Origin of the sequence: Rhodanobacter sp. C03 (assembly GCF_002001175.1) — a bacterium.
Lineage (GTDB): Bacteria > Pseudomonadota > Gammaproteobacteria > Xanthomonadales > Rhodanobacteraceae > Rhodanobacter.
Window position 1 is genome coordinate 391958 of record NZ_MUNT01000001.1, and the last position, 11993, is coordinate 403950.

At 63.9% G+C, this 11993-nt stretch carries 11 protein-coding genes; 4 read left to right on the forward strand and 7 right to left on the reverse strand.

The window, feature by feature from the left end; genetic code table 11:
• Positions 1 to 28: 28 nt before the first annotated feature.
• Positions 29 to 2722, forward strand: coding sequence for a pyruvate dehydrogenase (acetyl-transferring), homodimeric type (gene aceE, locus B0E48_RS01535; protein WP_077515681.1), 2694 nt, complete (start codon positions 29 to 31; stop codon positions 2720 to 2722).
• Positions 2723 to 2797: 75 nt separating this feature from the next.
• Here aceE and B0E48_RS01540 read toward each other — a convergent pair whose 3' ends face one another.
• Positions 2798 to 4408 (reverse strand): MFS transporter, encoded by a 1611-nt coding sequence (locus tag B0E48_RS01540; protein ID WP_077515682.1) that lies wholly within the window; start codon positions 4406 to 4408, stop codon positions 2798 to 2800.
• Between the two features lie 256 nt (positions 4409 to 4664).
• On the opposite strand from B0E48_RS01540, the gene B0E48_RS01545 reads away from it, so the two are divergent.
• The gene (locus B0E48_RS01545) at positions 4665 to 5201 is read left to right on the forward strand and encodes an OmpA family protein (protein ID WP_168170271.1); all 537 of its coding nucleotides are present in this window, start codon (positions 4665 to 4667) and stop codon (positions 5199 to 5201) included.
• Positions 5202 to 5281: 80 nt separating this feature from the next.
• On the opposite strand, the gene B0E48_RS01550 is transcribed toward B0E48_RS01545, so the two are convergent.
• The 5 genes from B0E48_RS01550 to B0E48_RS01570 all read right to left on the reverse strand — a co-directional run bounded on the left by B0E48_RS01550 (position 5282) and on the right by B0E48_RS01570 (position 9293).
• Positions 5282 to 5614, reverse strand: a complete 333-nt coding sequence (locus B0E48_RS01550; protein WP_077515684.1) for a hypothetical protein — start codon at positions 5612 to 5614, stop codon at positions 5282 to 5284.
• Between the two features lie 106 nt (positions 5615 to 5720).
• Positions 5721 to 6392 (reverse strand): glutathione S-transferase, encoded by a 672-nt coding sequence (locus B0E48_RS01555; RefSeq protein WP_077515685.1) that lies wholly within the window; start codon positions 6390 to 6392, stop codon positions 5721 to 5723.
• The gene (locus tag B0E48_RS01560; protein ID WP_139350117.1) at positions 6389 to 6874 is read right to left on the reverse strand and encodes a hypothetical protein; all 486 of its coding nucleotides are present in this window, start codon (positions 6872 to 6874) and stop codon (positions 6389 to 6391) included. Before B0E48_RS01560 ends, B0E48_RS01555 begins: the two co-directional genes overlap by 4 nt.
• Before the next feature lie 176 nt (positions 6875 to 7050).
• Positions 7051 to 7968 (reverse strand): arginine deiminase-related protein, encoded by a 918-nt coding sequence (locus B0E48_RS01565; RefSeq protein WP_077515687.1) that lies wholly within the window; start codon positions 7966 to 7968, stop codon positions 7051 to 7053.
• Positions 7969 to 8027: 59 nt separating this feature from the next.
• The gene (locus tag B0E48_RS01570) at positions 8028 to 9293 is read right to left on the reverse strand and encodes an MFS transporter (protein WP_077515688.1); all 1266 of its coding nucleotides are present in this window, start codon (positions 9291 to 9293) and stop codon (positions 8028 to 8030) included.
• Positions 9294 to 9450: 157 nt separating this feature from the next.
• On the opposite strand from B0E48_RS01570, the gene B0E48_RS01575 reads away from it, so the two are divergent.
• Positions 9451 to 9753, forward strand: coding sequence for a DUF3247 family protein (locus B0E48_RS01575; protein ID WP_077515689.1), 303 nt, complete (start codon positions 9451 to 9453; stop codon positions 9751 to 9753).
• Between the two features lie 2 nt (positions 9754 to 9755).
• Here B0E48_RS01575 and B0E48_RS01580 read toward each other — a convergent pair whose 3' ends face one another.
• Positions 9756 to 10949 carry an acyltransferase gene (locus tag B0E48_RS01580; protein WP_077515690.1) on the reverse strand — a complete coding sequence of 398 codons (1194 nt, stop codon included), beginning with the start codon at positions 10947 to 10949 and terminating at the stop codon, positions 9756 to 9758.
• A gap of 153 nt (positions 10950 to 11102) precedes the next feature.
• Here B0E48_RS01580 and B0E48_RS01585 point away from each other — a divergent pair, with 153 nt between their 5' ends.
• Entirely contained in the window at positions 11103 to 11990 is an 888-nt protein-coding gene (locus B0E48_RS01585; RefSeq protein WP_077515691.1) for a LytTR family DNA-binding domain-containing protein, read from the forward strand.
• Positions 11991 to 11993: the final 3 nt, after the last annotated feature.

Sequence of the window (11993 nt, forward strand, 5' to 3'; positions counted from 1 at the left end):
CGCTGCAACGGTGCCGCGGAGAATCTTCATGGATCAGCTCGACGATATCCTCAACCAGGACATCGACCCCACCGAAACCCGCGAGTGGATGGACTCGCTCGATGCGGTGATCCAGCACGACGGCACCGAACGCGCCCACTTCCTGCTCGAACGGATGGTCGATTCGACCCGGCGTTCGGGCGGCTACCTGCCGTTCAATCCGACCACCGAATACGTCAACACCATCGCGCCCAGCCAGGAGGCCAAGAGCCCCGGCGACGCCGCGATGGAATGGCGCATCCGCACCCTGATCCGCTGGAACGCAATGGCGATGGTGGTGCGTGCGAACCGCAAGCCGGGCGAACTGGGCGGGCATATCGCCAGCTTCGCTTCGAGCGCGACGCTGTACGACGTTGGTTTCAATCACTTCTGGCGTGCGCCGAGCGCCGACCACCCTGGCGATCTGGTATTCCACCAAGGCCATTCCAGTCCGGGTATCTATGCGCGCTCGTTCCTCGAAGGCCGTCTGGCCGAGGACCAGATGGATCTGTTCCGCATGGAAGTGGTCGGCAAGGGCCGCGCGCTGTCGTCGTATCCGCATCCGTGGCTGATGCCGGACTACTGGCAGGTGCCGACAGTGTCGATGGGACTGGGTCCGATCCAGGCGATCTACCAGGCGCAGTTCTTCAAGTATCTGGAGCACCGCGGCCTGGTGCCGAAGAGCGACCGCAAGATCTGGTGCTTCCTCGGTGACGGCGAAACGGACGAGCCGGAGTCGCTCGGTGCGATCTCGCTGGCCGGTCGCGAAGGCCTGGACAACCTGATCTTCGTGATCAACTGCAACCTGCAGCGCCTCGACGGTCCGGTGCGCGGCAACGGCAAGATCATCCAGGAGCTGGAAGGCGTATTCCGCGGCGCCGGCTGGAACGCGATCAAGCTGGCCTGGGGCAGCTACTGGGATCCGCTCCTCGCGCGTGACACCAAGGGCGTGCTGCGCAAGCTGATGATGGAAACCGTCGACGGCGAATACCAGGCATGCAAGGCGTTCGGCGGCGCGTATACGCGCGAGCATTTCTTCGGCAAGTATCCGGAGACGCGCGAGATGGTCGCCAACCTGAGCGACGACGACATCTGGCGGCTGAATCGCGGCGGCCACGATCCGCACAAGGTCTACGCCGCGTATCACGCGGCGTCGAACACCCAGGGCATGCCCACGGTGATCCTGGCCAAGACCGTGAAGGGTTACGGCATGGGCGCGGCCGGCGAGTCGCAGAACCCGACCCACCAGCAGAAGAAGCTCGACGAGGAGGCGGTGCGGCATTTCCGCGACCGTTTCCAGATTCCGATCAGCGACGACCAGCTGAAGGATGTGCCGTACTTCCACCCGGGCAAGGACTCGCCGGAAGTGCAGTACATGCTGGAGCGTCGCAAGGCGCTCGGCGGCTTCCTGCCGCAGCGCCGGCGCAAGGCCGAGGCGAAGTTGAAGACGCCGGAGCTGGCCGCGTTCGAGCAGATCACCAAGGGCACCGGCGAGCGCGAGATCTCGACCACGATGGCGCTGGTACGTGGCATCAACCTGCTGCTGCGCGACAAGCAGCTCGGTGAGCGCGTGGTGCCGATCGTCGCCGACGAGGCCCGCACGTTCGGCATGGAAGGCATGTTCCGCCAGATCGGCATCTATGCGCCGTTCGGCCAGAAGTACAAGCCGCAGGACTCCGACCAGCTGCTGTACTACCGCGAGGACCAGAAGGGCCAGGTGCTGCAGCAGGGCATCAGCGAGGCCGGCGGCATGGCTTCGTGGATGGCCGCGGCGACCAGTTATTCGATCAGCAACCAGGCGATGCTGCCGTTCTTCATCTACTACTCGATGTTCGGTTTCCAGCGCATCGGCGACCTGTGCTGGGCGGCCGGTGACATGCGCTCGCGCGGCTTCCTGATCGGCGGCACTGCCGGTCGCACCACGCTCAATGGCGAGGGTCTGCAGCACGAGGACGGCCATTCGCACCTGATGTCCGGCACGATCCCGAACGTGAAGTCGTACGATCCGACGTTCTCGTATGAGGTCGCGGTAGTTCTGCAGGACGGCACGCGCCGGATGATGCAGGAGCAGGAGGACATCTACTACTACATCACCGTGATGAACGAGAACTACAGCCATCCCGACCTGCCGCAAGGCGTCGAGGACGGCATCATCAAGGGCATGTATTTGTTCAAGGATGGCGGCAAGCCGAAGAAGGGCGAGCCGCGCGTGCAACTGCTCGGCTCGGGCACGATCCTGCGCGAGGTGATTGCGGCGGCCGAACTGCTGGAGAAGGACTTCGGCGTGAAGTCCGACATCTGGTCGTGCCCCAGCTTCATCGAGCTGCGTCGCGACGGTTTCGATGCCGAGCGCTGGAACCGTCTGCACCCGGAAGCGGAGCAGCGCGTGCCGTACATCACCGGGCTGCTCGATGGTCGTCAGGGTCCGGCGATCGCCGCCACCGACTACGTGCGCGAATTCGCCGACCAGGTCCGCGCGTTCATGCCCGACGGCATGCGTTACACCGTGCTCGGCACGGATGGCTACGGCCGTTCGGACACGCGTGCGCACTTGCGCGAGTTCTTCGAGGTCGATCGTTACTGGATCGCGCATGCCGCGCTGGCCGCACTGGCGAAGGACGGCAAGGTCAACGCCAAGGACGTCAGCCGCGCGATCAAGGAATACAAGCTCGATCCGGACAAGCCGAATCCGCAGACGGTCTGAAGTCGGCGAGCCCGTCGCTCGGATGCAAGGTGAGTCGATTCGAAAAGCCGCCGATTGGCGGCTTTTCGATATGCGCTATTCGGCCAGTGCGTCCTGGATCGCTTCCAGCCCGTGGCCGCGCGTTTCGATGCCACGTCGCGCGAGCATCCAGGCTGCCGCCGTCATCGGCAGTGCGATCAGCAGGGCCGACAGCATGAAATGGTTGAACAGACCGAGCACACCCAGCACCGCGCCCAGGATGCCGCCGAATTTCGAGCTGCCGGCAATCAGGCCGGCACCGCTGCTGCGCAGGTGCACCGGATAGATTTCGGCGGCGTAGGGAATCAGGGTGGCAATCACCCCGCTGATGCTCAACAGCAACGCCACGGTACCCACGGTGGTGATCGAGGCGACGCGCACATCGGTCAGATCGATCGCGAAAAAGAACAGCAACGCAAGCGCGGTCAATCCGATGAAAAGCACCAGGGTACGGATGCTGCTCCAGCGCTGGTAGAACCACACCACGATGCCGATGCCGGGCAGCGCGAGGATCGCGGAACGCGCCAGCAGCGCGCTGCTGGCGTGCGCATCGATACCCAGCTTGACCAGGTTCGCCGGCAGCCACAGCAGGAAGCCGAAGTTCACCAGTCCCCAGGCGATCGCGCACACCATCAAGCCCCAGGTGATCGGTGCGTGCCGACCGCGCAGCAGGCGGCGCATGCCGATCCGCGGCGGCTCATGTTGCTGCGACTGGGCGGTTTCCAGCGCGTGATTTACATCTGGAATCAGCGGCACGGCACCACCGGAAAATTTCTGCAGCACCGCGCGCGCCTGATCCTCCAGTCCGGCGAGCGCAAGAAAGCGTGGCGATTCGGGAATGTAGCGGTTGAGGAAGACGATCAGCGCGCCGGTGGGCAGGTTGAGCAGCCACAGCGCGCGCCAGCTGTAGCTTGGCTCGAACAGCGTGGCCGCACCTGATGCCAGCAGATAGCCCGCCGAGGTGCCGATGCCGCCCAGTGCCACCAGCAGCCAGCCGCGATGCGCGGTCGGAATGGTCTCGGCCATCAGGGTGAAGGTGATCGGCAGCATGCCGCCGGCAGCGGCGCCCATCATGAAACACATCAGCAGGTTCCAGCCGAACGCGGGCATCGCGCCGCAGATCGAGGTGCCCATGAACATCAGTGCCGACAGCAGGATGGTCGCGCGGCGGCCGAACAGGTCGCCCAGCCGGCCCCACACGATCGAGCCGACCGTCGTACCGATCAGTGCCGACAGCGCAAGCAGGCCGCCGGTCGAGGTGCTGATGCCGTATTCGGCCGACATGCCCGGCATCACGAAGCCGATCGTCGCCGGTTTCATCACGTCCACCGCCAGTGCGATGGTCAGCACGGTCACCAGCTTCCAGTGCTCGCGATTGAGCGGCACGCCATCGGCAATATGAAACGGCAGCGGGCTGCGGTCGGCGCGCAGCGTACGTCGCATCTGTTCCATCCGCGGCATCAGGCCATAGCCAGCCAGCAGCACGCCGAGCGGTACCAGCAGCATGCCGATACGCATCGTGTTGTCCATCGGCATGCCGGCGAGGTGATAGTGCATCGGTGCGGCCATGACCAGCATCGGCAGATGTGCCAGCACCCCCGCGATCACGGTGGCACAGCCCAGCCAGAACGCCACGGGGTGATGAAAGGCGATGTCTTTCGAGGACATGGGTCGGCTGCTTGGTGCGCAAAAATTCAGCATAGCAGTCGCATTCTGTGGAGTGTCATCACCGCCAGCGATACGCGCGGATAAGTTTTGCGCCATGACAGCCATGGGCGTCGCCATGGACCGGTGGCGTCGGCGCAGCAGCAACGTCCGTACGGCAGAGCAACAGCGGTCATGTCATTGCGAGGAGTAGCGACTGCGCCCATGGCGGTCGCTGGTGTTTTCATCAGCTCATCTGACCGCACGAAGGATGGAGACTATGAACAAGACCATACACATGAGCATGATCGCGTCGGCGGGTGCCGCCGTGCTGCTGGCTGGCTGCTGTCCGTGTCCGGTCTACCGGGCCAGACCGATGGTGATGATGCCGGCACCGATGCAGCGGGAAATGCCGGCACCGGCACCAGCGGTCGAAAACCGGCATGAGACGCTGGGGGCGGACGCGTTGTTCGCCTTTGGCAAGTCCGACATCAACAGCCTGACCCGACGCGGCCGCGGTCAACTGGATCGGCTGGTGGCGGAGTTGCACGAATCCAGGAGCATCCATGCGGTGAATCTCGTCGGCTATACCGACCGGATCGGCGACCGCGCACAGAACGACGACCTATCACTCCGGCGTGCCGACGCAGTGCGCGATTACCTGGTCGAGCATGGCGTGGATGGTGGCGTGATCACCACCGAAGGCCGAGGTGATGCCGATCCGGTGGCTGCCTGCCCGAATATCACTGGCCAGCGGCTGCGTGACTGCCTGGCGCCGAACCGGCGCGTGGAAGTGAATATCACGGCAGTCCGGTAAGTCGGCGTTGCAGAGTTCCCGCACTCCATGACCGGCTGCGTGCAGCCGGTCATGGAGTCAGTTAACGGTAATCCGGCGATTCATTCGTCGTCGCGGTTGCGAAACACGTGGCGCAGCAAGAGGAACGCGCCGATGGTGCCGGCGACAATCGCCACGCTGGCCGTCGGATGGCGATTCACCTGGCGGCGCAGACGGCGATAGTGATAATTCGCCTCATCGGCGAAATCTTCGGCCGCATTTGTCAGTCGCTGGCTGTAATGGTTGCCGCGCTTGCCAAAGCGCTCGCCGAGACTACGGCCACGATCGAACAGGTTTTGCGCACTGCTGGCGGCGCCATCAGCGTAATGACGCACGCGCTCGCCAGCCTGTTCGCCCGCGTCGCGGATCTGTCGCTCGATATCACGATTACGCATCAGTCTTCTCCTCGCTATCTGAAGTGGCAGGTTGCCAGCGAGGTCGTGAGCAGTGCGTAGACGGCAGCAGTCGATGCCGTTGTCCGTTCAGCTATGGAGCGCGGAATCAGCCGCCAAGATGGTATTCGCCACCGTTCTGCAACGCGCGCTGATACGCCGGCCGCGCATGGATGCGTTGCAGGAACGCCGTCAGTCGCGGGTAACGGGCATCCAGCCCGCCACGCGCCGCGAAGGCTTCCAGCGGAAAACTCAGCTGGATATCGGCTGCGCTGAGGGCGTTGCCGGCAAACCACTCGTTCTTGCCCAGCTCGCCTTCCAGATAATCCAGATGCAACTTCAGCTGCGGATCGACAAAGCTGTTCATCACCTTGTGCGCGATGCCTTTCGCGATCGGCTTCACGAAGAATGGTGCGGGCGCGCTCTCGACTTTGCGGAACACCAGCTTCAGCAGCAGCGGCGGCATCGCCGAACCTTCGGCGTAATGCAGCCAGTAGTTGCAGCGCAGCCGTGCGGGCGTGCCATGCGCGGGAATCAGCGAGCCGGCACCGTAGCGGTCGGCGAGGTATTCGATGATCGCGCCGGATTCGGCCAGGGTGAGTTCGCCATCGGTAATCACCGGCGACTTGCCCAGCGGGTGCACCGCGCGCAGCTCCGGCGGCGCCAGCATGGTTTTTGGATCGCGCTGGTAGCGCTTGATCTCGTACGGCACACCGAGTTCTTCCAGCAGCCACAGGATGCGCTGCGAGCGCGAGTTGTTCAGATGGTGAACGGTGATCATGGTGGACTGCCGAGAAAGGTGGGTGAGGCGTTTACCCTGCCGAATTCGCGCTGTACCGCTGCACTGCATAGGCGCTTGATGATCCAGCCGAACAACACGCTGAAGCCAATAGCCATGATCGCACTGAAAACCTGCATCGCCAGCATGAAGCCATGCATGCCGTCGGTAAAGTGCGCAGGCGCGTTGGGCGGAAGTTGCATCATCTGCTGCATCGAGCCCATGAACCACCATTGAAATATCAAGCCAAGCATTTGATAGGCGATGGCGAAACCCATCAGTCCGATGAAGAGCAAACGGCCCCAGTTGCGTCTCATCAGAAGGCTGATGGCGGCGATCAATGTAGTGATCGATAACAGCAGGAAGGCGCGGAAAAACCAGATCATGTGACCGAACATCCAGCCCATCGATACCGGCATATTCGGCGGCATTGGCTGAGTGACCATCTGCTGCTGCATGGTCGGCAGGAATACCAGCTGCAGCATCAGGTTCTGCAGCAGGCCAATCAGCGTGGCGAAACCCGCCAGGCAGACAAAGATCCAGCCCAAGACAGTGACGAAGCTGGAACGGATCGGTGGTGGCAACATGGACATCGGTACGCTCCTTCAACAAGATCCGGCTTTGCAGATCGGCCCATGTTCTGTCTTGCTCGAACGGCTGGTCAGTAAATCTCGCCCACACAGCAACGCAGGCTGCCACCGGCTTTCTCGATCTCGCTCAGATCCATCGCGCCGACGGCAAAGCCGTAATCGGCCAGGGTTTCACGCTGCTCATCGGTCAGCGCATGGGCGGCGCAGGCGCTCATCCATACGCGTTGGTCGGACAAGGTGATCGCGTTGCCGGCGAACGCCTGTTTTTGCGCCGGAGTCAGCCAGATTGCGCGCTGGCCGTAGGCCTTGGCGATTGCCTGCGGCGTAGCGGGGTCGCGGAAACCGTCGGCGGCGATGATCGCGGCGCGGCTGGCCAGCAGGGCCAACACCACATTGGTGTGGTATTCGGATTCGGCCAGCTCGAAGCAGAACGTCAGGCGCAGGTCGAATGCCTTGTGCATCGCGTGCGCGCCGGCCAGATCGCAGCGTTCGCTGAGGCCGCAGTAGCCTACACCACGCGCGCGGTCGATGATCAACGAGCCGGTGAGTTCGGCGACCAGGTCATCGCAGCCGGACAGGTCGATCTCGTCGTAACCCAGCACGTCGCCGAAGAAGTCGCGGATGTCGTAACGCTCGGCCTCGCGCTGACGCACCGGATGACGCATGCGGCCGATGATCAACCGGCCAGGTGCGGTGGCGAACACGTTGTTGGGAAATACCGCGTCGGGCGTGGCCGGGTTGCCGGGAAAGGTGATCACCGGAAGATCCGCGCGCAGCGCCTGCGCCAGCGCGCTGTGCTGGGCAAGTGCCTTCAGCGGATCGACCGTGAGGTTCATGTCCATGTAGCGGTTGTCGCGCGCCGATTCCGCCGCCAGCGTGAACTCGGCCGGCGCGACCAGGTATGCCGCGCGCGCGGTGGCCGCCGCATCAGGCAACGGCGACAGCGTGGCGTAGGACTCGAGGAATTCGTTCGGCGATGTGGTGATCACGTTACGGGCCCCGGATTTGCTGGATGGGTAGGAGCGCACCTGTGCGCTCCTACCAGGAATCAAAGAATATCTGCTACCGGCGTGTCCGGCGCGGGAGTTTCGACATGCAGCCGCTGCCGCCGGCGCAGGCTCGGGAACATCGCCATCCACAGCCCGACCACCAGCAGGGTGCCGACACCGCCAAGCACGGTGGCGTGTACCGCCCCCATCCACGCGGCCAGCATGCCGGACTCGAACTCGCCGAGCTGGTTGGAGGTGTTGATGAAGATTGCATTCACCGCGCTGACGCGGCCGCGCATGTCGTCCGGGGTATCGAGCTGCACCAGCGAGCTGCGGATCACCATGCTGACCATGTCGAACGCGCCCAGCGCGAACAGCGCGAGCAGCGACAGCCAGAGCGTGGAAGAGAGCGCGAATACTAGGGTGGTCACACCGAAGCCGGCCACCGAGGCAAACATGATCGAGCCGACCCGTCGCTGCAGGCTGTGCTGCGCCAGCCACAGCGACATCAGCAATGCACCCACCGCCGGCGCGGCGCGCAGCAGTCCCAGGCCCCACGGGCCGGTATGCAGGATGTCTTTCGCAAAGATCGGCAACAGCGCGGTGGCGCCGCCGAGCAGCACGGCGAACAGATCCAGCGAGATCACGCCGAGCACATCCTTGCGTTCGCGAATGAAATGCACGCCGGCGAACAGCGTCTTCAGCGTGGCCGGCTCGCGCCTGGGCGGCGCCTGCTCGTAACGCAGCCGGCTCATCAGCGTGGCGGCGATCAGGTAGAGCGCGGCAGCCACCACGTAGACCACGCCCGGCCCGGCGACATACAGCAGACCGCCCAGCGCCGGGCCCATGATCATCGCCGCCTGGCCGGCCGAAGCATTCACCGCCATCGCGCGCGGCAGGATCGATGCCGGCACCAGCGCCGGCAGCATCGACTGCAGCGCGGGAAACTCGAACGCCTTGGCCACGCCGATCACGAATACCAGCGCGAGAATGCCGATCTCGTGGATATGCCCGGTCAGGGTCAACCCGGCGAGCACCACGATCGCGATCCATTCGATGATCTGTCCGATCAGCACGATCCGCCGGCGCTCGAACTGGTCCGCCACATGTCCGGCCGGCAGCGCCAGCAGCACCGACGGCACGAACTGCACCAGCCCGATCAGGCCCAGGTCGAACGCGCGGCCGGTGGTCGCGTAGATCTGCCAGCCGACCGCCACCGACAGCATCTGGAAGCCGAAGCTGGAAGCGATCCGGGCGAACCAGAATGCGACAAAGGCGCGATGCTGCAGCAGCGAATCCGCCGCCGGCGTGGTGTGGGATGACATCGGGTGTCCTTGGGGTCGCCCATTATCGGGGCATCACCGACGTCGGCAAAGTACCGGAGATCGCGCTGATCATTCAGCTTGGAGAGGGTCAAATTGACACGCCCTTGCCATTGTGACGACTAGCGTCGTAGCCCATTGGGTCGTTTGAGGCGAGTCCATGGACAGACAGGCAGAACGTGTCTATACCGACCAGGCCAGCGTCCGGCAGCTTGAATCACTGATTGACCAACTGCCGAAGCATGGCCATGTGGTGCTGGTCATGAAGGACGGCAGCAGCTGCGATGGCGTGGTCAGCAAGCGGCCGAACGTGCAGGTGTTCCGCGATGCCCACGAGCACGAGGGCGTCAACGCCCGGGTGCAGTTGCGGCGACCCGATGTGCCGGATTGGAGCCGGCACGTATGGCTCGATCAAGTTGTACGCGTCGAACATCTGGATTTGAGCATGGTGGGCAAAAGCTGAGCTCAGGCCAGATCGTCGGCCAGTCGCGGAGCGGCGCTCACCTTGGGCCCTGAGTGCGGTGCGTCCAGTCCGAACAGCGGTCGCAGCCAGCGCGTGCGGCGGATCACGAACTCGTGCAGCACCGCACAGCCGCCGATCGTGCCCAGCAGGATCAATACTGGCTCGGACACCGGCCCCAAACCCAGCGGTAGCAACTGCCAGGCGAAGAACAGCAACAGGCTCTGATGCAGTACGTACCACGGGTACACCGCCTCGCGCGCATACGGCAGCCAACGGAACGGACGATTGAGCAGCGCGTGTCCCCAGCCGAGGATGGCGGTAATCGCGATCCAGGTGTAGCTGTAGTGCAGCCAGACCGTGAGCAGCTTGACCACGATCACGGCCGCCCGCGCGTGGGCGAACTGGCCGGCGAACCGGTCAAGGCACAGGTACGCCGCGAAGCAGGCCAGCGCCAGCGCCAGCGTGACGCGCCGCAGGCGCGACAATTCCGCCCACAGGCCGTTGTCTGTGCCCAGCAGGTAGCCGTAGAAAAACATCGTGGCGTAGAGCGCCAGCGCGTACCAGTCGCCGACCAGCGCATGCGTTTCCGGATAACGCCAAGACAGCAGCACGCCATACGCGAACAGCGGCAGCACCGGATGCACCAACAGGCTCGCGCCGCGCAGCCGCAGGCAACCCGCGCGAAGGCGCTGGCCGAGGCGCGATTCCAGTAGCGGCAGCAACGGCAACAGCAGCATCGTGAAGAGCCAAAGGTAGGGCAGGTACCATAGGTGTGCCCAGGTCAGTCCGTAATCCTCGTAGCCGTGTGTCCAGTAGTGCAGCAGGAACGCCCCGAAGCACGGCGCGATCATATGGTCGGTCAGCCCACCCACGTAAGACTGGATCGGGATCACCACCAGCATGCCGAACACCAGCGGCAGCAGCAGGCGCAGCGTGCGCTTCCACGCCAGTCCGGCCAGCCCGGTCCTGCCGCGCATGAAATGCACCGCCAGCCCCGAGATCAGGAACAGCAGTTCCATCCGCCAGCGATTCACGAACAGCATCGGGTATTGCAGCCACGTAGCGAGATAGTGACTGTGCAGCGGCATGCCTTGCCAGTCAGCCACCGGCGCCACGTACAGCATGCCGGCGTGATAGAGGATCAGCAGGCCGAACGCGAGTACGCGTAGCGCGTCGATATCATGGCGGCGAGTCATGCTGGAAACTCCGGTGGAAAGTGTCGTCATGCTGGTGCGCTTTCATCTCGTCCTCATGCGCCAAGTGACTGATGGACGGGTGATAGTGACGAACGGTAGGTAACTGGGGACGAAGCCCGGGGCAATCGGCAGCGTTGCCCGTAGAATCGCCGCATGACGAATCACGCGGTTTTCGATTACCGGGACTTCCAGCGCTGGCGGCGACCGTTCGAGATCGGTTTCTGGCTTGCGTCGTATGTGTTGAACGCGACGTTCAACAGCGTGACATCGGCGATCGATCATGCCGCGCTGCCGGCATGGGAGCCGTGGTCGTGGGAGTGGAGCAGCGCGCTGGTACTCCTGGCGCTGGTGCCAGCGGTGATTGCCGTCGAACGACGCTGGCCATTCCGTTTCGATACCTGGCGACGCAGCCTGCCGCTGCATCTGCTGGCCAGTGTGCCGTTCAGCCTGATCCACGTCGGCGGCATGATCGCGCTACGCAAGCTGGCCTATGCGATGGCAGGGCAGCATTACGATTTTGGCTTGTGGTGGCCCAATTTCGGCTACGAATACCTCAAGGATGTGCGCACCTATTTCTCGATCATCGCCATGCTGGCGTTGTATCGACTATGGCTGCTGCGCCTGCAGGGCGAGGCGCGGTTGCTGGTCGCGCCGGAGGAAGGCCCGCCGGTGGAGCCGGTCGAGCGGCCCGAGCGCTTTCTGGTGCGCAAGCTGGGCCGGGAGTTTCTGGTCAATGCCAGCGAGATCGAATGGCTGCAGGCGTCCGGCAATTACGTGAACCTGCATGTGCGCGGTCGCGACTATCCGTTGCGCGCGACCATGGCCGGGATCGAGGAGCGGCTGGATCCGGCCCGTTTCGTGCGGGTGCATCGCAGCTATTTCGTCAATCTCGATTACCTCACCGAGATCGAGCCGCTGGAGACCGGCGACGCCCGTCTGCAGCTGCGCGACAGTGTGAAGATTCCCTGCAGTCGGCGTTATCGGGCGGCATTGCGCGAGCGATTTGGCCAGCCGGACTGCGCGAAGCCGGTTGCGTCTTAGCCG